This window comes from Geomesophilobacter sediminis (genome assembly GCF_016458275.1).
Classification (GTDB): domain Bacteria; phylum Desulfobacterota; class Desulfuromonadia; order Geobacterales; family Geobacteraceae; genus Geomesophilobacter; species Geomesophilobacter sediminis.
The window spans coordinates 1-22,102 of sequence record NZ_JAEMHM010000019.1 but is presented as its reverse complement, the minus strand read 5'-3'; the positions used below and the strand labels follow the sequence as shown (position 1 = coordinate 22,102).

Annotated in this window: 19 protein-coding genes and 1 riboswitch; of the genes, 14 read left to right on the top strand and 5 right to left on the bottom strand. The window is 63.1% G+C overall.

Annotation, left to right across the window (positions count from 1 at the left end; genetic code table 11):
• The first annotated feature begins 27 nt into the window (after positions 1 to 27).
• Both JFN93_RS19945 and JFN93_RS19940 read left to right on the top strand, forming a co-directional pair.
• The gene (locus JFN93_RS19945; RefSeq protein WP_199385905.1) at positions 28 to 201 is read left to right on the top strand and encodes a hypothetical protein; all 174 of its coding nucleotides are present in this window, start codon (positions 28 to 30) and stop codon (positions 199 to 201) included.
• Positions 202 to 327: 126 nt separating this feature from the next.
• Entirely contained in the window at positions 328 to 762 is a 435-nt protein-coding gene (locus JFN93_RS19940; protein WP_199385904.1) for an Hsp20/alpha crystallin family protein, read from the top strand.
• Here JFN93_RS19940 and larE read toward each other — a convergent pair.
• From larE to JFN93_RS19925, 3 genes are all read right to left on the bottom strand, one after another.
• Positions 749 to 1,582, bottom strand: a complete 834-nt coding sequence (gene larE / locus JFN93_RS19935; RefSeq protein ID WP_199385903.1) for an ATP-dependent sacrificial sulfur transferase LarE — start codon at positions 1,580 to 1,582, stop codon at positions 749 to 751. The two genes, JFN93_RS19940 and larE, sit on opposite strands and share 14 nt — an antisense overlap.
• A gap of 127 nt (positions 1,583 to 1,709) precedes the next feature.
• Positions 1,710 to 2,168 (bottom strand): RrF2 family transcriptional regulator, encoded by a 459-nt coding sequence (locus JFN93_RS19930; RefSeq protein WP_199385902.1) that lies wholly within the window; start codon positions 2,166 to 2,168, stop codon positions 1,710 to 1,712.
• Between the two features lie 121 nt (positions 2,169 to 2,289).
• Positions 2,290 to 2,499 carry a hypothetical protein gene (locus JFN93_RS19925; RefSeq protein ID WP_199385901.1) on the bottom strand — a complete coding sequence of 70 codons (210 nt, stop codon included), beginning with the start codon at positions 2,497 to 2,499 and terminating at the stop codon, positions 2,290 to 2,292.
• Between the two features lie 134 nt (positions 2,500 to 2,633).
• Between JFN93_RS19925 and dapF the strand changes: the two genes are divergently transcribed.
• The 5 genes from dapF (at position 2,634) to dtd (ending at position 5,875) form a co-directional block, all read left to right on the top strand.
• Positions 2,634 to 3,470 carry a diaminopimelate epimerase gene (gene dapF, locus JFN93_RS19920; protein WP_199385900.1) on the top strand — a complete coding sequence of 279 codons (837 nt, stop codon included), beginning with the start codon at positions 2,634 to 2,636 and terminating at the stop codon, positions 3,468 to 3,470.
• 137 nt (positions 3,471 to 3,607) lie between these two features.
• Positions 3,608 to 4,027, top strand: coding sequence for an HIT family protein (locus JFN93_RS19915; RefSeq protein ID WP_199385899.1), 420 nt, complete (start codon positions 3,608 to 3,610; stop codon positions 4,025 to 4,027).
• A 4-nt stretch (positions 4,028 to 4,031) separates the two neighbouring features.
• Positions 4,032 to 4,883: a deoxyribonuclease IV gene (locus JFN93_RS19910; protein WP_199385898.1), complete on the top strand. Its 852-nt coding sequence runs from the start codon at positions 4,032 to 4,034 to the stop codon at positions 4,881 to 4,883.
• 15 nt (positions 4,884 to 4,898) lie between these two features.
• A complete protein-coding gene (locus tag JFN93_RS19905) occupies positions 4,899 to 5,417 on the top strand; it encodes an O-acetyl-ADP-ribose deacetylase (protein WP_199385897.1) in 519 nt (172 codons plus the stop codon).
• Positions 5,414 to 5,875, top strand: a complete 462-nt coding sequence (dtd, locus tag JFN93_RS19900; protein ID WP_199385896.1) for a D-aminoacyl-tRNA deacylase — start codon at positions 5,414 to 5,416, stop codon at positions 5,873 to 5,875. Before JFN93_RS19905 ends, dtd begins: the two co-directional genes overlap by 4 nt.
• Before the next feature lie 200 nt (positions 5,876 to 6,075).
• Here the strand turns inward: dtd and JFN93_RS19895 are convergent, their stop codons facing one another.
• A complete protein-coding gene (locus JFN93_RS19895; protein ID WP_199385895.1) occupies positions 6,076 to 6,444 on the bottom strand; it encodes a pyridoxamine 5'-phosphate oxidase family protein in 369 nt (122 codons plus the stop codon).
• 94 nt (positions 6,445 to 6,538) lie between these two features.
• Here JFN93_RS19895 and JFN93_RS19890 point away from each other — a divergent pair, with 94 nt between their 5' ends.
• The 4 genes from JFN93_RS19890 to metX all read left to right on the top strand — a co-directional run bounded on the left by JFN93_RS19890 (position 6,539) and on the right by metX (position 11,621).
• Positions 6,539 to 7,399 (top strand): TIGR02757 family protein, encoded by an 861-nt coding sequence (locus tag JFN93_RS19890; RefSeq protein ID WP_199385894.1) that lies wholly within the window; start codon positions 6,539 to 6,541, stop codon positions 7,397 to 7,399.
• Positions 7,396 to 9,114, top strand: coding sequence for an aminodeoxychorismate synthase component I (pabB, locus tag JFN93_RS19885; RefSeq protein WP_199385893.1), 1,719 nt, complete (start codon positions 7,396 to 7,398; stop codon positions 9,112 to 9,114). Before JFN93_RS19890 ends, pabB begins: the two co-directional genes overlap by 4 nt.
• Positions 9,115 to 9,305: 191 nt before the next feature.
• Positions 9,306 to 10,166 (top strand): NAD(P)-dependent oxidoreductase, encoded by an 861-nt coding sequence (locus JFN93_RS19880; protein ID WP_199385892.1) that lies wholly within the window; start codon positions 9,306 to 9,308, stop codon positions 10,164 to 10,166.
• A 167-nt stretch (positions 10,167 to 10,333) separates the two neighbouring features.
• Positions 10,334 to 10,432: riboswitch (SAM riboswitch) on the top strand.
• Between the two features lie 85 nt (positions 10,433 to 10,517).
• Entirely contained in the window at positions 10,518 to 11,621 is a 1,104-nt protein-coding gene (gene metX, locus JFN93_RS19875; RefSeq protein ID WP_199385891.1) for a homoserine O-acetyltransferase MetX, read from the top strand.
• Positions 11,622 to 11,815: 194 nt separating this feature from the next.
• Here the strand turns inward: metX and JFN93_RS19870 are convergent, their stop codons facing one another.
• Positions 11,816 to 13,024, bottom strand: a complete 1,209-nt coding sequence (locus tag JFN93_RS19870; RefSeq protein ID WP_199385890.1) for an acetate kinase — start codon at positions 13,022 to 13,024, stop codon at positions 11,816 to 11,818.
• A gap of 659 nt (positions 13,025 to 13,683) precedes the next feature.
• Between JFN93_RS19870 and recC the strand changes: the two genes are divergently transcribed.
• Genes recC through recD form a run of 3 tightly spaced genes read left to right on the top strand, consistent with a single transcriptional unit; the run spans position 13,684 to position 21,949 of the window.
• On the top strand, positions 13,684 to 16,959 hold the full coding sequence (gene recC, locus JFN93_RS19865; RefSeq protein WP_199385889.1) for an exodeoxyribonuclease V subunit gamma: 3,276 nt from the start codon (positions 13,684 to 13,686) through the stop codon (positions 16,957 to 16,959).
• Entirely contained in the window at positions 16,956 to 20,165 is a 3,210-nt protein-coding gene (gene recB, locus JFN93_RS19860) for an exodeoxyribonuclease V subunit beta (protein WP_199385888.1), read from the top strand. The genes recC and recB overlap by 4 nt, the downstream gene beginning before the upstream one ends.
• A complete protein-coding gene (recD, locus tag JFN93_RS19855; protein ID WP_199385887.1) occupies positions 20,162 to 21,949 on the top strand; it encodes an exodeoxyribonuclease V subunit alpha in 1,788 nt (595 codons plus the stop codon). Before recB ends, recD begins: the two co-directional genes overlap by 4 nt.
• The last annotated feature ends 153 nt before the right edge of the window (positions 21,950 to 22,102 follow it).

The following is a 22,102-nucleotide window of genomic DNA, read 5'->3' as shown; positions in this document are numbered from 1 at the left end:
CACTAACCAGTATCAAAGGGAGTCAGCATGGCACAGGATCAAGAGACCAGGATCGATCAACTGGCACAGCGGTTCGAAGCATCGCTGGAAGTGGACTACGAGAAAAAAGACCTGAAGGCACAGCGGGAACTGACCAAACAGACGTTATATGACGGTTCCAAAAAATTAAAACACAGCATGCCGAAAGGGAAGCGGATCTAAAACCGCTGGTCCCTTCAAACCGACACTAAAAAGGGGAAGGACTCGACTGAGAGTTCCTTCCCCTTGACATTTTTGGCGCTGTGACTATCTTTGAGACTTTCCGACGGAAAGATAAGGGGGCAGCAGATGGCGATCGTCAAGTACAACCCGTTGAGCGAGCTGCGCAGCATGCAGGAGAAGATGAACCGCCTTCTCGACCTGGCCTGGACCAAGGAGGTCGGGGACGAGCTGAGGGAAGGCGTCTGGCAGCCGCCGGCGGATATCTTCGAAGACGACGAGGCGGTCACCATCCAGGTCGAGCTCCCCGACCTGGAAGAGAAAGACGTCGAGATCCGGGTCGAGGAACAGGTCCTCACCATCAAGGGGGAGCGCAAGCACGGCGAGGAGATCAAGAAGGAGAACTTCCACCGGATCGAGCGCTACTACGGCCCCTTCCAGAGAAGCTTCGTGCTGCTCCCCGAGCTCGAGAGCGAGAAGCTCAAGATCTCGTGCGACAACGGCGTCCTCACCATCGTGATCCCGAAGGTCCGGCAGGAGCCGGTCACCCTCAAGCTGAAGTAGCCTTCAGCGCCTCACCTTCGTTCATGCTCCCGCTGCGGTATCCCTGCAGGTCCAGGGCGACGTAGGTGAATCCCGCAGCGCGGAAAAATTCCACCACCCGTTTCCTGAGCAGCGGGTCCAGAAGGCGCGGCAGCTCGGCCTCCCCGAGCTCGATACGGGCATTCTCCCCGTGGAACCGCACCCGGTAGACCTTGAATCCCTCACCCTTCAAAAATTCCTCGCACCGCTCCACCTGCTTCAGGCGCCCCTCGGTGATCTCGACACCGTAGGGGAAACGGCTGGCCAGGCAGGCGTACGGCTGTTTCGACCAGGTCGGCAGCCCGAGCCGGCGGCTCAATTCCCGGATCTCCTCCTTGGAGAGGCCGGCCTCCAGGAGCGGGGAGCGGACGTTCAGCTCGCAGGCCGCCTGGCGCCCGGGGCGGTAATCGCCGAGGTCGTCGGTGTTGCTCCCGTCCGCCACGAAGTTGAGCCCCAGCTCTTTCGCCTTGGCGACGCAGATGGAAAAGAGCTCGCTCTTGCAGTGGTAGCAGCGGTTGTGGGGATTGCCGCTGAAGCCGGGAATCTCCAGTTCGTTGGACTCCACCAGGATCTGGCGCGCCCCGACCACGCCGGCCAGGCGTATCGCCTCCTCCAGCTCCGATTCGGGATAGGTGGGGGAGGTGGCGGTGACGGCGCAGACCGCGGCGCTGCCGAGGGTTTCGATGGCGACCTTGAGCAGGAAGGTCGAATCGACCCCGCCGGAGAAGGCTACCAAAAGCGAGCCCATCTCCTTCAGGCTCGCCTGCAAATTAGCGTACTTGGCATCAACTGTTTCGGACATGAAATTACCTGTCAGGAGATCCGCCGGTGGGCGAAAGATGAGGAAGGTGGGCTTACCCGGTAGGAGCAGCATTGCTGCCGCGATCCGTCACAGCCGGTAAGGTCGGCGGCAGCCGGCAGGTAAAGCCCTAGATGAAATACATGAACCGGTGATCCTGCTCGCGCTTGATCCCCAGCGCCTCGCCGCGCTCGCAGAGGGTCTTCAGGGTGACCGAGTCGAAAAACTCGTTCAATTTCGCCGTCGACTCCTCCCACACGGTCTGGGTCACGCAGCTTCCGTCGAAACCGCACTCGCCATTTTTTTTACCCGCGCAATCGACGATGAGGGTATCCCCCTCGGTCGCCTCGATGACCGCGCGGACGGTGATCTCCCCCGGCTCCTTGGCCAGGCAGTAGCCCCCCTGGGGCCCCCGCTTGCTCTTCAGGATGCCGTGCTTCTTCAGCCCCTGGAAGATCTGCTCAAGGTAGCGCGGCGAGATCTCCTGCCGACGGGAGATGTCCTGGATCTGCGCCGGCTGGGTTCCGGCATTGTAAGCGATGTCGAAAAGGGCGCGCAGGCCGTAACGGCTTTTGGTAGAAAGTCTCATGCTGTACCCCGCTTTTTATTGGTAGGCAGAGGGTACAATACTACATCTAAAGCGTCAAGAATTTTGATGCAATCAAAAAGAGAATTGCCAACCGGCAAGCTACGGCTTTGCCGACTGCGGTTTACCAGTAACGCTGTGGCGGCTCCACCCGTTCGCGGCGAACGATCTCGCTGTCGACGACCTCGAAGACGTCGCCGTACTCGTTGGTCCACTTGTCTCCTTCGGAAAGCGGGTACGGCACCTCGCGCGAGCCGAGGTAAACCTCGTCGTTGCCGAGGAAGGCATACCACTGCAGGTTTCCGTTCATCCAGATCTTGTTTTTCAGTTCCATGGTACCCTCCCGGTTTGTTTTGCATGATCTTACTGAAAAGGGCGGTCTCCGGTCAAGCGAGACCGGATTTTTCTTGTTGTACCGGGGTCTTTTTGCTAATAGAGAGAGATATATTTTTTCTCCCGGGGGAACTCATGAGATTCACCAAGATGCAGGGCGCTGGAAACGACTACGTGTACGTGAATTGCTTCGAAGAGAAGGTCGAGGACCCGGCCGCGGTAGCGGTGAAGGTCTCCAACCGCAACTTCGGCATCGGTTCCGACGGACTGATCCTGATCATGCCCAGCGACAAGGCGGACGTGAGAATGCGCATGTTCAACTCGGACGGCTCCGAGTCCGAGATGTGCGGCAACGGCATCCGCTGCGTGGCGAAATACGCCTACGACCACGGCATCGTCTCCAAGAAGGAGATCACCGCCGAAACCGGCGCGGGGATCCTGACCCTGCAGCTTTTCACCGGCGACGACAACAAGGTGAACAAGGTCCGGGTCAACATGGGACCGCCGCGGCTCACCCGCGCCGAGATCCCGATGCAGGGCGAGCCGGCAAGCCAGGTGATCAACCAGCCGCTCAACATCATGCACACCACCTTCAACATCACCTGCGCCTCGATGGGCAACCCGCACTGCGTGATCTTCGTCGAGGACGTCGAGGGGTTCGCGGTCGAGAAGTACGGCCCGCTCATCGAGAACCACGAGATGTTCCCGCGCCGCACCAACGTGGAGTTCGTGCAGGTGATCTCCCGCACCGAAGTCCGCCAGCGGACCTGGGAGCGCGGCGCCGGCGAGACCCTCGCCTGCGGCACCGGCTCCAGTGCGGTGACCGCCGCCTGCGTGCTGAACGGCCTTACCGAGAAGAAGATCCTCAACCACCTCTCCGGCGGCGACCTCGAGATGGAGTGGAGCGAGGACGGCAACATCTACATGACCGGCCCGGCCGTCGAGGTCTTCTCCGGCGAAATCGCGCTGTAAACCACTGCAGCAAGTTCCCGAGGGGCCGGTGCCAGCAGCATCGGCCCTTTTTTCTTTTTATTGGACCGATCCGTTGGATCGGGGGACTGGCTCCGCCAGGTGCCGGTCCCCCTTCGTCCGATGTTGCAGGAGACATCATGAGCAACTGCCCCATCTGCAGCAAATGGGAGGCGGAACCCGAAAACCGCATCGCGGAGCTCAAGCAGACCTACGTCTCGCTGAACCGGGACCAGTTCTTCCCCGGCTACTGCTTCGTCTACACCAAGGAGCACGTCACCGAGCTCTTCCACCTGGACGAGGCGACCCGCAACGCCGTCATGGCCGAGGTGAACGCCGTCGCCAAGGCGCTTCACGGCGCCTTCCACCCGGACAAGATCAACTACGAGCTTTTGGGGAACATGGCGCCGCACATGCACTGGCACGTGCTGCCGAGGCACTCGTCCGATCCGCTCTGGCCGCGTCCGCACTGGAGCGAGCCGCACCAGGAACTGGTCCTCTCCGCGGAGGAGACGACCCAGCGGGTGGCACTGATTCGTTCGCATCTGGAAAGGGGGTAACGGAATGGCTTTGCTCGGAGCACACGTATCCATCGCGGGAGGGGTCTACAAGGCGCCGGAGCGCGGCGCGCAGTCGGGCTGCAAGGTGATCCAGGTCTTCACCCAGAACTCCAACCAGTGGAAAGGAAAGTTCATTCCGGACCAGGAGGCGGAACTTTTCCAGAAAAACATGGCGGTCTTCGGGATCGCCGAGGCGATCAGCCACGACATCTACCTCATCAACCTGGCCGCGGCCCCCGGCGACGTCCGGGACAAAAGCATGATCGCGCTCAAGGAAGAGATGGAGCGCTGCGCCCGCCTGGGGATCGCCAAGATCGTCATGCACCCCGGCTCGCACAACGGAGACGGCACCGAGGTCGGCATCCGGCGCATCTGCGAGGGGCTTGACGAGCTCTTCTACATGGTCCCGCAGTTCACCGGGAAGATCCTCCTGGAGAACACCGCCGGCCAGGGAAGCAACATCGGCTCCCGCTTCGAAGACCTCAAGGGGATCATCGAGGGGTGCGGCTCGCCGGACCGCTTCGGGATCTGCTTCGACACCTGCCACGCCTTCGCTGCCGGCTATAACATTGCCGAGCGCGACGGCTACGAGAAGACCTTCGCGGATCTGGACGCCGCGGTCGGCATCTCGCGGCTGCAGGCCTTCCACCTCAACGACACCAAGAAGGGGCTCGGCAGCCACGTGGACCGGCACGACCACATCGGCAAAGGGGTGCTGGGAATCGACGCGTTCCGCTTCCTCTTGAACGATCCGCGTTTTGCCGCGGTACCGAAGATCATCGAGACCCCGAAAGGGGACGACGACGAGATGGACCGCATCAACCTGCAGACACTACGGGATCTCATCGAGGCCTGAAGCAAGGAGGAATCCATGCGCGAGAAGATCGAGGTCGTCCAGGGAGATATCACCAAACTCGACGTAGATGCCATCGTGAACGCCGCCAACAGCTCGCTTTTGGGCGGGGGCGGGGTCGACGGCGCCATTCACCGGGCGGCGGGGCCGCAGCTTGTCGAGGAGTGCAGCAAACTCGGGGGCTGCCCGACCGGGCAGGCGAAGATAACGGCGGGGTACCGCCTTGCCGCGCGCCACGTGATCCACACCGTGGGGCCGGTCTGGCACGGCGGCGGCAAAGGCGAGCCGGAACTTTTGCGCAGCTGTTACGCGAACGCCTTCCGACTCGCCCAGGAACACGGGCTCGCCTCCATCGCTTTTCCCGCCATCAGCGCCGGGGTCTACGGCTATCCCATGGACCAGGCGTGCCGCATCGCGGTGGAAGAGGCGAAAAGGGCGCTCGCCAGCTATCCCGAAATCCGGCGGGTCGTCTTTTGCGCCTTCGGCCCCGACGCGCTCGCCGCCTACCAAGCCGCCCTTCAGGAGGTCTTTGCGTGAAGGCAGTCGTGCAGCGGGTAACCGAGGCCGCGGTCCGGGTCGACGGGAAGGTGGTCGGCGAGATCGGGGCGGGGATGCTGGTCCTGCTCGGGGTCGAAAAGGGCGACACCGAGGCGCAGGCGGAATGGATGGCGGAAAAGACCGTGGCGCTGCGGATCTTCGAGGACGACGCCGGGAAGATGAACCTGGCGCTCCCGGACATCGGCGGATCGCTCCTGGCGGTCTCGCAGTTCACCCTGGCGGGGAACTGCAGCAAGGGACGGCGCCCCTCCTTCGACACCGCCGCCCCCCCGGAAGAGGCGAACCGGCTCTATATGCATTACATGGAAAAGGTGCGTGCCCTGGGGATCACGGTTGAGAGCGGGATCTTCCAGGCGGACATGAAGGTGTCGCTCATCAACGACGGACCGGTCACCTTCATCATCGAAAGCCCGAAAAAAAGCGGCGCCCCTCGGTAGCGAGGGACGCCGTGCTTTCTTTTCATTGATCAGCCACGACGGGAACCCCATCCTCACCCTGTCCCTCTCCTTGAAGGAAGGAACGTGGAGAGCGACGTTCTCAGAAGCATCAATCTTCCGTCAGGGCTGTTGTCTCCCTCTCCTTCAAGGGTCGCGCGAGCTTGCAACGGTCGGGTGTGGATGGGGTTAAGATGCCCAGGCTACGCCACCGGCCGCACCTCGTCCACGGTGAAGTACGCGACGTGCTTGATCTGACTCGCCGCCGACGGGACCGAGGTCAGCTCGGCGGAAGCGCGAATCTCCTCCAAAAATTCCCCTTCCTTGATTTCCTTGAGGGTCAGGGTCAGCCGCCAACCGGTGTAGCCGCGGATTGGAGCGAGATAGAGATAGCTGGCGCGAGGATTTTGTTTCAGGTTTTCGCAGGTACGCCCCTCGGCAAGCCCCCAGGCAAGCGTATGGTCGTCGATGATGCGCGGCGTCGCGAAGATCGCCAGGTTGACGCTCCCCTTGGCATCTGCGGTGCCGATGATCCCGCGCCCCCCTTCCGGAAACAATTCTGCAAGGTTCATAGGTTACCCCCTTTTCCCTTTTAAGCGGTGAAACCACTATGTTAATCTAGCAGGCTGCTTGCAAATGTCTACGTATACACCATACAGGTGAACCATGCCGAACCTCAAGACCACCCTGGATAAGGTCTACCGCGACCGCTCCGCCGAACATCTTGCCAACGACCCGCTCTCCTTCTGCCACCGCTTCCAGGCGCCGGAAGATCAGGAGGTCGCCGGGCTGATCGCTTCCTGTTTCGCCTATGGCAACGTCAAGATCATCAAACGAAACCTGCAGGACATCTTCAGCGAGATGGGGAGTTCCCCCCGGCACTACGTCGAGCGGTTCGACCCGGCCAAGGGGAAGCGAACCTTCTCGGGCTTCAAGCACCGGTTCAACGACGGCCGGGACCTCTGCGGTCTTCTTTTGGCCGCACAGATCATGGTCCGCGAGGCCGGTACCATCCAGGGGTGGCTGCTCCGATTCCATGATGAGGCGCAGGAGGACGTGACGGAGACGCTCTCCGGATTCAGCGCTTCCATGAAAGAGCTGGACCTGGGCGCCGTGTTCGGACGGGGCGGGGTGCCGGCCGATTCCTATTTCCCCTTCTTCTTCCCCTCCCCCGCTTCCGGCAGCGCCTGCAAAAGGCTCTGCATGTACCTGCGCTGGATGGTCCGCCCCGCCGACGGGATCGACCTCGGCATCTGGACCGGGATCGCGCCGTCCAGGCTGGTCATCCCGGTCGACGCGCACATCCAGCGCATCTGCACCTTCCTCGGCCTCACCACCCGCAAACAGGCGGACTGGCGCATGGCACGGGAGATCACGACGCGGCTTCGGGAACTCGATCCGGAAGACCCGGTGAAGTACGACTTTCCCATCTGCCACCTCGGGATCTCCGAGGGGTGCGACGGGAAAAACCGCGCGACCTGCCGCAACTGCGCCATCACCGGGCTCTGCGCCCAAGGAAAGAAATGACCCGGCAGCCGTCGCAAGCCTACGTGCACGGCTGCACCTTTTCCGGGCCCGCCGGTACGGTGACCGCAACGACCCAAGGGGAGGTGATCCCGGCTTTGAGGCGGATTGAGGCGGCGGTGGCCCAAGGTCTTCATGCGGCCGGGTTCATCAGCTACGAGGCGGCGGCCGGCCTGAATCCGCACCTGACAACCAAGCCCCCCCAGGGTGATTTCCCACTACTCCGGTTCGACTTCTACGAGAACCGGCGGCGGCAACCGGTCCCCGGCCCGGCCGACGAGTGCGCCACCTCCTCCTGGTCTCCCACCTTGGCCGAGCCCGAGTATTTGGCGGCCGTAACAAGAATACGGGAGCTGATCGCCGCCGGAGACTGTTACCAGGTCAACTTCACCCTCGCCGAACGCTTCCGTTTTTCCGGTGCCCCCGCAGCGCTCGCGGCCACTTTGCTTGGCAATCAACCTACCGAGTATGGTTCCTACCTCGAAGCCGATCGTTACCGGATCGTCTCGGCCTCTCCCGAACTCTTCTTTTCCCTTCGGGATGGGCAACTCACCGCCCGCCCCATGAAAGGGACCGCTCCCCGCGGCAGGTGGATCGAGGAAGATCGGGAACTGGCGGCAGGGCTCCGGGAGAATGCCAAGGAGCGGGCCGAAAACCTGATGATCGTGGATCTGCTGCGCAACGACCTGGGGATGGTTTCCGAGACCGGCTCGGTCACCGTGCCGACACTCTTCGAGGTGGAAACGCTGCCGACGGTGCACCAGATGACCTCGACGGTGATTTCGCGACTGAAGCAAGGGGCGACGCTGACCGACGTGATGCAGGCCCTTTTTCCGTGCGGCTCCATCACCGGCGCTCCGAAGCGGAGGAGCATGGAAATCATCGCGGAGCTGGAACGGGACCCGCGTGGCATGTATACCGGCTGCATCGGCTATGTCTCTCCCGGTGGAGAAGCCCAGTTCTCCGTGGCCATCCGGACCGCGGTCCTGGACCTGGAGACGGGAACGGGGGTGCTGGGCATCGGGAGCGGCATTACCCACGATTCGAAAGCGGCGGCGGAGTATGCCGAGTGCCTGGCCAAGGGGAGCTTTGCCCGGCAGCAAAAGCGAGAGTTCCACCTCATCGAGTCGCTGCTTCATGACGAGGGGGGCTACTTTCTGCTGGAGCGGCACCTGAAACGGCTGGAAGAGAGCGCGACCTATTTCGGTTTTCCTTTTCCCGTCGCCGAGGCTCGGGACCTTCTCGAAGCCCAAGCCCGAGGGTGGGAGGGGAGGAATAAGGTGCGGCTTCTCCTGTTCCCGGACGGGACCTGGCATTGTGAGGCAGCACCGTTGCCCGAAGGTGCCCCGGAAGTGAACGTCGTCCTGGCACGGCAGTCGGTCGATTCGAGAAACCGCTTTCTGTATCACAAGACGAGCCTGCGCGAGCTGTTCAGCAAGGAGTTGGCCGCGCGCCCCGACTGTGGCGAGGTGTTCTTCGTTAACGAACGGGGTGAAATCACGGAAGGGAGCTACAGCAACATCGTGGTGCGGATCGGCGGGAAACTTATCACCCCGCGGCTGTCGTGCGGCCTTCTTCCCGGCGTCTTCCGGAGCCAACTTCTGGAGTGCGGGGAGATCCAAGAAGGAACCATAACGGTGGAAGATCTGCACGGAGCCGAGGAGCTTTACATGATAAACTCGGTGCGCAAATGGCGCCGGGCAAAACTGGTTATCTAACTGTGGGAGCGCCTTTCCAGGTGTGATTTGCCTGAACCGCAGTTACCGCCTTCGGCGGATCGCGCCTGGAAAAGCGCTCCCACAGGGTAAGGCAGCTGCCTTGCATAGTTACGCCCCCCTCGTTCCCAAGGTGGACCTTGGGAACGAGATGGTTTTGCAAACAGATTCATTACATTACTTAGGAGGTCACCATGCAGGAATTCGGGTTTATCGGTCTGGGAGTCATGGGAAGCGCAATGGCCAAGAATCTGGTGAAGGCGGGGTTCAAGGTCACGGTCTGGAACCGCTCACCGGAAAAATCTGCCGAACTTGCCGCGGTGGGCGCGCGGGTGGCAGCAAATCCGGCTGAAGTCACCGCAACGTGCGGGATCACCTTCGCCATGCTCGCCGATCCCGCCGCGGCGGAAGCCGTTTGCTTCGGTCCCGATGGCGCCCTGGCCGGCATCGGCGACGGCCGCGGCTACGTCGACATGTCCACCGTCGACGGAGAAACCTCCGCCAAGATCGGTGCGGCCATCCTGCAGAAGGGGGGGAAATTCCTGGAGGCTCCGGTTTCCGGCAGCAAGAAGCCGGCCGAAGACGGGACTCTCGTTATCCTCGCCGCCGGCGATCGTTCGCTCTACGATGCCGCGATGCCCGGATTGGAGAAGATGGGGAAAAAGATCCTCTTCCTCGGTGCCGTCGGCAACGGCGCCCGGATGAAGCTCGTCGTCAACATGGTGATGGGCGGCATGATGACCATCTTCTGCGAAGGTCTGGCGCTGGCCGAAAAGGGAGGACTGGAAAAGAGCGATCTCCTGGAGGTGCTGGATGCCGGTGCGCTGGCCAATCCCATGTTCAAGCTGAAGGGGGGATTGATCTCGCAAGGAAACTACACCGTCGCCTTCCCGCTCAAGCACATGCAAAAGGACCTTCGGCTGGCGGTAGCGTTGGGGGATACCGTGGGGCAGCCTCTGGTCGCGGCGGCGGTCGCCAACGAGGCATTCAAGAAGGCGAAGGCGCTGGGCTGCTCGGATGAGGATTTTTCCGCAGTCTACAAGGTGATCTCTTAAAACCAAAGCGAAGCTGCAGGCGCAGCAGGCTGCGCCCCCCCCTACCGTTAGGTTCCAGCCATTCGGGCGTACGAGGCGCCCCGTTCCCCTGGTCAACTAACTATCCATTTTCCGTTGACAAAAGACGCAGGCTCCCTTATCCTGCCGCAAAACTGAATAGAAAGACCTGCTTATCGAGAGTGGTGGAGGGAAAGGCCCTGCGAAACCACAGCAACCGGCCCATTGGGCGCCAGGTGCTAAATCCTGCCGAAAGGCGAAGATGAGAAAGGCGCTTTGGAAGTCCGATAACCGGAAAAGCCCCTTCTCATTTATGAGTTGGGGCTTTTTCTTTAACCGCAGATCGGAAGAGATATGGCTTACGGCATAGTTACCCCGCAGCTCGCAAAATTCGATACCGACCTCCGTCTGGAGAGCGGCCGTATCCTCGGCCCGATTGAAATCGCGTACGAAACCTACGGCACCCTCAATGCCGACCGGACCAACGCCATCCTGGTGACCCATGCCTGGACCGGCAGCGCCCATCTCGCCGGACGATACAACGAGGAGGAGAAGCGCGCCGGGTGGTGGGACGAAATCGTCGGCCCCGGCAGACTGCTCGACACCGACCGCTATTTCATCATCTGCACCAACGTCATCGGCTCCTGTTTCGGCTCCACCGGACCGACCTCCATCAACCCGAAGACGGGGAAGCGCTACAACCTTTCCTTCCCGGTGATCACGGTCCGCGACATGGTTAACGCCCAGGTCCTCCTGATGGACCAGTTGGGAATCAACCGGCTGGTCTGTGTGCTTGGCGGCAGCATGGGAGGGATGCAGGCGCTGGAGTGGGCGACCCAGCATCCGGACCGCATCGGCTCCGCCGTGATCCTCGCGGCGACACCGCGCCCGTCGGCGCAGGCCATCTCGCTCAACGCCGTCGCCCGGTGGGCCATCTTCAACGATCCGAACTGGAAAAAGGGTGAATACCGGAAAAATCCCAAGGACGGACTCGCGCTGGCCCGCGGCATCGGGCACATCACCTTTCTCTCCGACGAGTCCATGACCACCAAATTCGGCCGCCGCTTTTCGGCGCGCGACGGGCAGTTCGACTTCTTCGGGCAGTTCGAGGTGGAACGGTATCTGTCATACAACGGCTACAACTTCGTGGACCGATTCGACGCCAATTCCTTTCTCTACCTGGCCAAGGCGCTCGACCTCTATGACGTGAGCCTGGGTTGTGAATCAATGGAAGAGGCGTTCGCCCCGGTAACCGCTCCGCTGCAGTTCTTTGCCTTCACCTCCGACTGGCTTTACCCGCCGGCGCAGACCGAGGAGATGGTCGAGGTCCTGAAGAAGCTCGGGAAAGAAGTCGACTACCACCTGATCACCTCCTCCTACGGCCACGACGCCTTTTTGCTCGAGCACGAAACCTTCACGCCGATGGTGCAGACGTTCCTGGAGAACGTTGAGAAATAGCATTTGCGGGTGCCAACGATGTAGGAGCGACATTCCTGTCGCGAAATCACCCGCTGCCTTCATCACCGCCTCCGGCGGAGCGCGCCAGGAACGGCGCTCCCACAGCACCAGCCACCCCTCCAGCAAAAAGGGCTGGCGCCTCGATTGGCGCCAGCCCTTTTTGCATATCGTCATTGTCTCATTGTTTCATTGGACTAATGCCACTTCAGCACCGCCGCCACGTCCTCATTGAGGACCAATTCCTCCCCTGAGGGAAGTACATAGATCGCGATTTTGGAATCGGGAGCGCTGATCTTATGCTCCTTCCCATCCCCGAGCGCCATGAGATCCTGAACCGGATCGAGCTTGATGCCAAAATGCTCCATCTCAACCAGGGCCATCCCGCGCACCGGCCAATCAACCCACCCTTCTCCGAAGCTGAAGACAATGGCGTCGATCGGACCGGTTACTGCGATGTACGACCCGATGTATTTCCTGAGACGGTAGGCCTCCATCTGCAACCCGATGCGGCACCGCTCGTCCCCCTGGCTGGCTTCATGCAGCGCACTGCGGCGGCTCATGTAACGCCCGGCGATACCGGCCAGACCGCTCTTCTGGTTGAGAAAAAGCTCCATCTCGGTCGCCGACAGCCCCATCTCCTTCATGACGAACGAGGTGATCCCCGGGTCGATGTCGCCGCAGCGGGTTCCCATCATCACCCCTTCCAGCGGCGTCAATCCCATGCTGGTGTCGATCGATTTCCCCCCCTGTACCGCACAGAGAGAAACACCGTTGCCGGTATGGACGGTGATGAGGTTCGTCTCCGCCGGGGCCTTTCCCAAAAGCTCGGCGCCGCGGCGCGCGGCATAGAGGTGGGAGTGGCCGTGGAAGCCGTAGCGACGGATGCCGTGCGTCTTGTACCAGTCGTAGGGAAGCGGGTACATGTAAGCCCGCTCCGGCATGGTCTGGTGGAAGGCGGTGTCGAAGATGGCAACCTGGGGCAGGTTGGGGAGCAGCGCGCGAGCGGCCTCGATGCCGGCAAGATTGGGGGTGTTGTGGAGGGGAGCAAGGGTTGCGCAGTCGCGGATCGCGTCGATGACGTCCGCATCGATCTGCACCGAGCGGGTGAATTTTTCCCCCCCGTGCACGACGCGATGCCCGACGGCGGAGATCTGATTTACGTTCTTGATGACCCCGATCCGGGCATCGCTGAGCGTCTTCAGGATCAGCCCCAGCGCCGCCTTGTGGTCGGAGCATTCCGCGTCGCGGTGGGCGTTGGGGAGCCCGGGAACCCTGTGGGTGATGAAGGAATCCCCCACCACGATCCGCTCCACCTCGCCGTGTGCCAGCACCGATTTGTTCTTCCAATCGAAGAGTTGGTACTGAATGGAATAGGTGCGGCAATTGAGGGTGAGAATCATCATGACAAGGGCCTCCAGACCGGAAAACCGAGCAGGTTTTCCAAAAGGTAACGCTCCTTTATAGCAGAGGGGGGAGCAAACAGCAATAGTTTCACCGGGTAAGGGTCGAACCAGGCACGATGATACTAATCTTTCTGGGAGCGACTCCCCACCCCCATCCTCACCCTGTCCGTCGTAAGCTTGCGCTCTCGCGCACGACCTTACAGGAGAGGGGACGTATTTATCGCCCCCCCTGCAAATGCTGCTATGGCAGAAAGATCACCATCTTCTCTGCTGTCGGTTCGTGTGCTCCCTCTCCTTCAAGGAGAGGGTCGGGGTGAGGATGGGGTTGGAGTGCGGGCCCCCCGGTGCCGGGCCCCCGGTGCCGGCCCCCGGTGCCACGGCCCCCGGTGCCACGGCCCCCGGTGCCAGGTCTTGAAATATCACCTATTCTGTGCTGTCCAAAAACCTTATTTTTCAAGACCTGGCACCGCTCTTCTTTCTCTGCTGTCGGTTCGTGGGCTCCCTCTCCTTCAAGGAGAGGGTCGGGGTGAGGATGGGGTTGGAGCGTCGCGACTTTTTATGTCGCATCCTCCTGCAGTTGCCTCCCTTTGCCAATGACAGCGGCAAGCGCTTATGCTATGTTTCCCCATCCGCACAACCGCCACCCTAAGGGATCTCCGATGGCCCTCAAGATCCACACCAGCAACCGAATGGAGCTCCTGCTGGACAGCCTCGCCGAGGTGGTCCGCTCCCCGCTGGAATCCCCCTTTGCACCCGAGACGATCGTCGTTCAAAGCAAGGGGATGCAGCGCTGGCTCTCCATGGAACTCGCCTCCCGCTTCGGGGTCTGGGCCAACTGTGTCTACCCCTTTCCCAACAAGATCGTCCAAACCCTTTTTGCCGCCCTCATTCCCGACTACCCCGAGGATACCCGCCGCTTCGGACAGGAGGTGCTCGCCTGGCGCGTGATGTCCCTGCTCCGGGAGAAGGGTGCTGCGCCGGGGTTCGAAGAGGTTGGCTCGTACGTTGCCGACGATCCCGGTGGCCTGAAAGCGCTGCAGCTCGCGCGCCGGATCGCCGACACCTTCGACAAGTACACCGTCTACCGCCCCGATCTCCTTAAAGCATGGGAGAACGGCGAGCGAAACGACGGGTGGCAGACCCTGATGTGGCGCGAGCTGACCCGGGACCGCTCGGACCGCCACCTCGGTGCCCTCTTCCTGGAGTTCTGCGCCGGTGCCGCCGATCCCGCCGATTTCTCCCGTCGGGTTGCCGAGGCCCTCGCCGTGCCGCTGCGCCTGATGCGCAAGGGGGAGGTTCCCTTTCCCCGCCGCATCGCGCTGATCGGCATCCCCGCGCTGCCGCCGTTCCACCTCAAGGTCCTCTGGGAGGTGGCGCAGCATCTCGACGTGCACCTTTTCCTGCTGAATCCCTGCCGGCAATACTGGGGCAAGATCGTCACCGAGAAAGAGCGGCTGCGCCGCGAGGAAGAAGGCGCGGACGAGTGGTACGAGACGGGAAACCCGCTCCTTGCCTCGCTGGGGAAGCTGGGGCGCGACTTCTTCGAGACCGTCATCGAGGGCTTCGGCTGCGACGATCCGGAGGAAGCGTTTGCCGCGCCCCCCACCGAGTGCGCGCTGCACCGGCTTCAGACCGAGATCCTGGAACTCGCCGAGCCGTCCGCTCCGGAAGGAGATGCCGGACTCCCCCTGGGCGATGAATCGATCCTGGTGCACTCCTGCCACTCGCCGATGCGCGAGATCGAAGTCCTCTACGATGCACTCTTGGCGCTCTTCGAAAAGAACCGGGACCTCACCCCGCGCGACGTCATCGTCATGACGCCGGACATCGAGGCGTACGCCCCGTACATTTCGGCGGTGTTTGAGACGCCGCCGCAAGGGGGGGAACGGATCCCCTATTCCATTGCGGACCGCAACCTGATCAACGAGGGAGAGGCGGCCCGGGCCCTCCTTGCCGTCCTGCGCCTGTGCGGCGGACGTTTCGGCGCGGCGGAAGTGATGGACGTTTTGGAAGCGCCGCCGGTGGCGCGCCGCTTTTCGCTCGCCTCGGCGGACCTGGAAACGGTGCGGGACTGGCTGCGCCGGACCAACATCCGCTGGGGGATCGACGCGGACCAGCGCGGCCGCCACGGGCTCCCCCCTTTCAAGGAGAATTCCTGGGAAGCCGGGCTGGACCGACTCCTCCTGGGCTACGCCGCAAACGGCGCGGGCCGGCGGTTCTTCCGCGACATCCTCCCCTTCGACGACATGGAAGGGGGCGACGCCCTGGTCCTCGGCCGCTTCCTGGAATTCTGCGAGACCCTCTTCTCCTTCTGCCGCAAGCTCGAGGCCCCGCGCCGGGTGACCGGGTGGGCCCAGGAACTGCGCGAGGGGATTGCGGCGCTTCTGGAAAGCGACGAAGACGGCGAGCGGGAGCTGGTTTCCCTGCGCGAGCTTTTGGACGACCTGGAAAAGGATCTGGCCGCGGCCGCGTTCGACGGGGAGATCGGGATCGAGGCGATCCGGTACTGGCTCCAGGAGCGGCTCGGCGAGGCGGAGCGCGGCTTCGGCTTTCTCACCGGCGGGGTCACCTTCTGCGCGATGCTCCCGATGCGCAGTATCCCCTTCCCGGTGGTCTGCCTGATCGGGATGAATGACGGCGCCTTCCCGCGGCGCAACCGCCCCTCCGGCTTCGACCTCATCGCGGCGGAGCCCCGGCGCGGCGACCGCTCGCTGCGCGACGAGGACCGCTACCTCTTCCTGGAAGCGCTCCTGTCGGCGCGGCAGCGGCTGCACATCAGCTACGTCGGGCAGAGCATCCGGGACAATTCCGAAATCCCACCATCGGTGCTGGTGAGCGAGCTCCTCGACTACCTCGCCCGCGGCTACGGCGAAAAGCAGGCCGAAACGCTCTTTTGGGTGCGCCATCCGCTCCAGCCGTTCAGCCCCGCCTACTTCTCCGGCGACAGCCGGCTCTACAGCTACTCGCAGCACAACTTCGCGGGGGCCAAAGCGAAGCTCGCCCCGGTGGCCGCCCTCCCCCGGTTCATCTCTTCCCCGCTCCCCCGGGTCGGCGAAGACGAGTTCGTCACCCTGAAGTCCCTGGTCGATTTCCTCTGCCATCCCTCGCGCGAACTCCTCAAGCGCCGCCTCGGCATGAAGGTCGAACACGCAGTGGAACCGCTGGAAGAGTGCGAGCCTTTGGCCCTGCCTCAACTGGTGAAGTACCAACTGGAACAGGAGATCGTCGCGGCGCAGGTTAAGCGCGAGGACGTGGAAGAGGTCTTTGCCATAGCAAGGGGACGGGGCGATCTCCCTCCGGGAGAGTACGGCCGCACCCTCTTCGACGGGCTGGCCGTGAAGGCCGCGGAATTTGCCCAGCAGGTCCTGGACGCCTGCCAGGGGGAGCCGCTCCCGCCGCTCGATCTGGAGCTGCATTTCGATACCGCCACCGTCATCGGCAGGATAGGGTCGCTGCGCTGCGACCGGCTCTTGCACTACCGCTATACCAAACTCAAGGCGAAGGACCTGCTGCGGATCTGGGTCGAGCACCTGGCGCTCAACTGCCTCGACGAGGCGGGCTACCCGAAGGAGTCGGTGGTGATCGCCTCGGACGCGCTGGTCGCCCTTCCGCCCATCCCGCAGGCCCGGGAGATCCTGGAGCGGATCCTCGCCCTCTACCACCGGGGGATGGAGTTCCCGGTCCGGTTCTTCCCGGAAACTTCCTACGAATACGCCAAGAAGCACCTCGACCCGAAGAAGTCGCACAAGGCGCTCACCGACGCGCGGGGCAAGTGGTACGGCAGCGAATTCTATCCGGGGGAGTCGGGGGACGTTCACAACCACGGGGTATTCGGCGACGAAGAGCCGCTGGACGAGGAGTTCATGGCGACCGCGCTGGCGATCTGGAGCCCGCTGCTGGCACATCAATCCAAGGGGGGGAAACGGACCAAATGAAGCGCTTCGACCTGCTCCATACCCCGCTGGCCGGGAGAAACCTGATCGAGGCGAGTGCCGGCACCGGCAAGACCTTCACCATTGCCGGGGTGTACCTGCGTCTGGTGCTGGAACTCGGCCTGGAAGTGGGAGAGATCCTGGTGGTGACCTTCACCGAGGCGGCCACCAAGGAATTGAAGGAGCGGATCCGCAAGCGGCTCAAGGAAGCGGAGCTGGCCTTCGAGAAAGGCGAGGCATCCGACCCGCTCCTGGCAAAGCTCATCGGGGAAGCTGCCGACCGCACCCGAGCACGGCGGCTCCTCTCGCTGGCGGTCCGCTCGTTCGACGAGGCGGCCATTTTCACCATCCACGGCTTCTGCCAGCGCACCCTGCAGGAAAATCCCTTCGAGAGCGGCTCGCTCTGCGACACCGAGCTGGTCACCGACCAGGGATCGATCCTGCGCGAGATCGCCCGGGATTACTGGCGCATCAACTGCTATTACGCCCCCCGCCCACGGGTCGAGGCGGCGCAGAACGCCGGGCTCTCCCCGGAGGGGCTGCTGAACCTCGCCAAGCGGGTGGCGGCCGACCCGTCGGCGGCGGTGATCCCGGACCTTCCCGCGGAGACCACGGAGATCTCCGCCTGGCTTCTCGCCCTGAAACGGGGCTTTTTCGACTACCTCGCCGCCGAACTCCCCAAACGAAAGCAGACGCGGAACGTCCGCTCCTTCGACGACCTCCTCATCGACTTGAACGCCGCGCTCAAGCAGAAGAACTCCCTGCTGCCGGCGCTGATCCGGAAGCGCTACCGGGCCGCGCTGATCGATGAATTCCAGGACACCGACCCGACCCAGTTCGCCATTTTCGACACCATCTATCCCGCGGAGCATCCGGCTCCCTTCTTCCTGATCGGGGACCCGAAACAGGCCATCTACAGCTTCCGCGGCGCGGACATCTTCGCCTACATGGGGGCCGCTCGCGCCACGAGAGAGCGGCACACCCTGCTGCAGAACTGGCGCTCCCACCCCCGCCTGATCCGCGGGGTGAACACCCTTTTCGCCTCGCACCCGAGTCCGTTTCTCTTCGAGTCGATCCCGTTTCTGGAGGTCGAAGCGGCCCAGCGCGAGCTCGCCCCCCTTACCATCGCCGGAGCCGAGCCGGTCCCGTTCAAGCTCTGGTTCGCGCCGCGCCGGGAGCCGGGCAAGCCGATCAACAAGGGGGACGCGAACGAATTTCTCCCCGAGACGGTGGCGACCGAGATCTGCCGGCTGCTGGAGGGGGGCGCCGCCGGAAAGGTCCGGATCGGCGAGCGAGCCGTGGCGCCGGGTGATATCGCGGTCCTGGTGCGGACCAACCACCAGGCGAAACTGGTCCAAGGCTCGCTGACCAGCCGCGGCATCCCGAGCGTTTTGTGCAGCACCGGTTACCTCTTCGAGGCGCCCGAGGCGGCGGAGCTGTTGCGGGTCCTCTCGGCGGTTGCGGAGCCAGGCCATGAAGCGCTTTTGCGCGGTGCGCTGGCCACCCGGATGACCGGAGTGACCGGAGACGAGCTTGCCGTGCTCATGGCCGACGAGGCGGCGTGGGAAGAGATCCTGGACGAGTTCCGGGGCTACCACGAGATCTGGGCCGAACGCGGCTGCATGACCATGATCCTCCGCTACCTGGAGCGGCGCGGGGTGCGCGAACGGCTCTTGTCGCTCCCCCAGGGGGAACGGCGCCTCACCAACCTGCTCCACCTCATCGAGACGGTCCACCAGGCGCAAGTCGAGGGGCACCTCGGCATGGAAGGGGTGATCTCCTGGCTGGCCACCCGCATCATGGAAAAGAAAGAGGGTGAAGAGCACGAGATCCGGCTGGAGACCGACGAAGCCGCGGTGCAACTGGTCACCATCCACAAGAGCAAGGGGCTCGAATACCCCATCGTCTTCGCTCCCTTCTGCTGGTCCGAGCACGGCGGGCGCAAGGATGCCGCCTACTTCCATGACGATTCGGGGCGGGTGGTGCTGGACATCGGTTCGGAGGATCTGGGCGGCAACCTGGCGCGGGCTGATCGGGAGACCCTGGCCGAGAACCTGCGGCTTTTGTACGTGGCCCTGACCCGCGGGAAATACTTGACCTACCTGGCCTGGGGGGCGTTCAAGGACGCTGGCTCCGGAGCCTTGCATTACCTGCTGCATCCGGAGGCCGCGGCGGGCGGACAGGTGGCGCTGAGCGACGACGAGATGATCGAGGAACTGCAGCGGCTGGCGCAGCGCTCGGACGGCGCCATCGAGGTGGTCACCCTTCCGGAGCCGGACGCGGCGCGGTACGCAGGCGATCACCGGGACGCCTCCGAGCTGAGCTGCCGGGAGTTCACCGGTGGCATCGAGCGCGACTGGCGGGTGGCGAGCTTTACCTCGCTGGCGACCCGGTCGCGGGAGCATCATGAACTGCCGGACCGCGACGAGGCCACCCAGACGGAGGCACCGGATTTCGATGCCCCGTCGAGCGTGCCGGCGACCGGGATCTTCGCCTTTCCCAAGGGAGCCAAGGCCGGTATCTTCCTGCACGAGATTTTCGAGCGGATGGATTTCACCGCACCCGCGGAAGAACTTCCGTCCCTGGTGGTAGAGCTTTTGGATCGGCACGGGTTTGACAAGGAGTGGGAGAAGCCGGTGTCCGCGATGGTTCGGGCGGTCCTGTCGGCGCCTTTGGGGGAGGCCGGATTCAAGCTGGCCGACATTCCGGTGGCGCGCCGCTTCACCGAGCTGGAATTCTTCTTTCCCCTGGCCAAGGTGAGCTCCGACCGGTTGCGCAACGCGATCTGGGCCTTCACCAGCCAACCGCTGCCGGTGGACCTCGGCGCCCTGTTCGACCGGCTCTCCTTTACCACGCTGAAGGGTATGCTGCGCGGCTTCATGGACCTCGTGGTCGAGCACAAGGGACGCTATTACATTCTCGACTGGAAGTCGAACCACCTGGGGAACAGCGTCGGCGAGTACGGCACGGTCCGGATGCGCCGGGAGATGGAGCACCACCTCTACCCGCTGCAGTACCTGCTCTACACGGTGGCGCTGGACAACTACCTCAGGCTGCGGCTGCCGAAATACGACTACGACCGCCATTTCGGTGGGATTCACTACGTCTTTCTGCGCGGTGTGGACGGCACCGGCAACGGAATTTTCAGTGACCGCCCGCCGAAGGCACTGATCCAGGAGCTTTCGGCGGTGCTGGTGGGGTGTTTATGATTCCCGAAGGAATCCATCTCAATGAAATAGACCGGCACTTCGCCGACTTCATCTGCCGCCAGGCGGCAAGCCGCGACGGAAGCCTGTTTGCGGCCGCGGCGCTTTTGAGCCGCGGGGTGGTCTCGGGCGACGTCTGCCTCGACCTGGCCGCGGCACTTACCGATGGCGATGCGCCGCGCTTCGGGATCAAGGATCTGGAAGGATGGGCGGAACGGTTGCGCAGCTTTGCGGTAGTGGGACAGCCGGGAGAATTCGCCCCGCTCATCCTGGACGATGCGAACCGGCTCTACCTCCAGCGCTACTGGCGCTACGAGGACGATCTCGCCGCCGCGCTCCTGAAGCGGAGCGCCCCCGCTCCGGTGGACCAGCCTCTATTGAAGGACGGGTTGGAGCGCCTTTTCGGCGCCAAGGCGCCGGGGGAGACGGACTGGCAGCGGATCGCCGCCGTCGCCGCGCTGACCCGACGTTTCTGCGTCATCTCCGGCGGTCCGGGCACCGGGAAAACCTCCACCGTGGTGAAAGTCCTGGCGCTCCTGCTGGAGCAGCAACAGGGGGAGAAGTTTCGCATCGCGCTTGCCGCACCGACCGGCAAGGCAGCCGCACGGCTCAAGGAATCCATCGTCGCGGGTATTGATTGCGCTCCCGAGGTCGCCGCGCTCATTCCCGAGGAAGTCTCGACCCTGCACCGGCTGCTCGGCTATCTCAAAGGCTCCTGCACCTTCCGCCACCACCGGGAAAATCCCCTTCCGTACGATTTGGTAATCGTCGACGAAGCGTCGATGGTGTCGCTGCCGCTCATGGCCAAGCTGGTCGACGCGCTGCGGGAGGATACCCGCCTGATCCTTTTGGGAGACCGCGACCAGCTCGCGTCGGTGGAGGCCGGTGCCGTGCTCGGCGATATCTGCGGCACCGGCGGGACCCACGGTTTCTCTCCGACCTTCGTAGATTTGGCCGGCAAGGTTTCCGGCGACGAGCTCCCGGTTCAGGACTCAAGCGGCGCGTTGGGCGATGCCGTGGTTCTGCTGCAGAAGAGCTACCGGTTCTCTGCGTCGAGCGGCATCGGGATGATTGCCGCAATGGTGAACAACGGTGACGGTGCCGAGGCCCTTGCGGCATGCCGGGACGGACGGTATCCGGACATCAGGATCGACGCTTTGCCGCCCATGGCGCAGCTCGCAGAGGCACTGGCCGAGCGGATTCTCTCCGGGTATCGGGCTTATCTGAAAGGAGATTCCGCAGAAGGTGCCTTCGCAAGGTTTGGCGAGTTTCGGATCCTCTGTGCGCTGCGCAACGGGCCGTATGGCGTCGACGCGATGAACCGGATGGTGGAGGAGCGGCTGGCCAGGGCAGGGCTCATTGCGCCGCAGGGGCGCTGGTACGCCGGGGAGCCGATCCTCATCACCCGCAACGACTACAACGTGGGGCTCTTCAACGGGGACATCGGGCTGATCCTTCCCGACCGGGAAGCCGGGGGCGAGCTGCGTGCCTTCTTCCCCAGCGGCGGCGGAATGAAGAAGGTGGTGCCGCTGCGGCTCCCCGAGCACGAAAGGGCCTTTGCCATGACGGTCCACAAAAGCCAGGGTTCGGAGTTCGACCGCGTGCTGATGATCCTGCCGGACCGGGATGTTCCGGTGCTGACAAGGGAGTTGGTATATACCGGCATCACCAGGGCGAAGAAATCGGTGGAGATCTTGGGGACGGAGGAGATTTTTCTTGGAGCCGTTGCCCGGCGGGTGGTGCGCCGATCGGGGTTGAGGGACAAACTGTGGGGTGGGCGTGGCTGAGGCGGACTGGTTGCTCCGTGTTAAATTGGTGGCTTCGTGTTCCTAACGGTTCATTGCAAAAGGCAAATCCCCCCCAGCCCCAGCGTTGTCCGGTTAGGTTTTTGCTTTACGTCGCTTGTTTCTTAAGCGGGTGTTTCTTTTCGATCTCGCTTT

Coding starts and splice junctions, on each gene's coding strand:
- recC (WP_199385889.1), top strand. CDS start 13,684: ATGGCCCTCAAGATCCACACCAGCAACCGAATGGAGCTCCTGCTGGAC.
- JFN93_RS19945 (WP_199385905.1), top strand. CDS start 28: ATGGCACAGGATCAAGAGACCAGGATCGATCAACTGGCACAGCGGTTC.
- JFN93_RS19930 (WP_199385902.1), bottom strand. CDS start 2,168: ATGAGACTTTCTACCAAAAGCCGTTACGGCCTGCGCGCCCTTTTCGAC.
- JFN93_RS19880 (WP_199385892.1), top strand. CDS start 9,306: ATGCAGGAATTCGGGTTTATCGGTCTGGGAGTCATGGGAAGCGCAATG.
- JFN93_RS19895 (WP_199385895.1), bottom strand. CDS start 6,444: ATGAACCTTGCAGAATTGTTTCCGGAAGGGGGGCGCGGGATCATCGGC.
- JFN93_RS19905 (WP_199385897.1), top strand. CDS start 4,899: ATGCGCGAGAAGATCGAGGTCGTCCAGGGAGATATCACCAAACTCGAC.
- JFN93_RS19890 (WP_199385894.1), top strand. CDS start 6,539: ATGCCGAACCTCAAGACCACCCTGGATAAGGTCTACCGCGACCGCTCC.
- JFN93_RS19925 (WP_199385901.1), bottom strand. CDS start 2,499: ATGGAACTGAAAAACAAGATCTGGATGAACGGAAACCTGCAGTGGTAT.
- dapF (WP_199385900.1), top strand. CDS start 2,634: ATGAGATTCACCAAGATGCAGGGCGCTGGAAACGACTACGTGTACGTG.
- JFN93_RS19870 (WP_199385890.1), bottom strand. CDS start 13,024: ATGATGATTCTCACCCTCAATTGCCGCACCTATTCCATTCAGTACCAA.
- JFN93_RS19940 (WP_199385904.1), top strand. CDS start 328: ATGGCGATCGTCAAGTACAACCCGTTGAGCGAGCTGCGCAGCATGCAG.
- JFN93_RS19915 (WP_199385899.1), top strand. CDS start 3,608: ATGAGCAACTGCCCCATCTGCAGCAAATGGGAGGCGGAACCCGAAAAC.
- JFN93_RS19910 (WP_199385898.1), top strand. CDS start 4,032: ATGGCTTTGCTCGGAGCACACGTATCCATCGCGGGAGGGGTCTACAAG.
- larE (WP_199385903.1), bottom strand. CDS start 1,582: ATGTCCGAAACAGTTGATGCCAAGTACGCTAATTTGCAGGCGAGCCTG.
- metX (WP_199385891.1), top strand. CDS start 10,518: ATGGCTTACGGCATAGTTACCCCGCAGCTCGCAAAATTCGATACCGAC.
- recD (WP_199385887.1), top strand. CDS start 20,162: ATGATTCCCGAAGGAATCCATCTCAATGAAATAGACCGGCACTTCGCC.
- recB (WP_199385888.1), top strand. CDS start 16,956: ATGAAGCGCTTCGACCTGCTCCATACCCCGCTGGCCGGGAGAAACCTG.
- pabB (WP_199385893.1), top strand. CDS start 7,396: ATGACCCGGCAGCCGTCGCAAGCCTACGTGCACGGCTGCACCTTTTCC.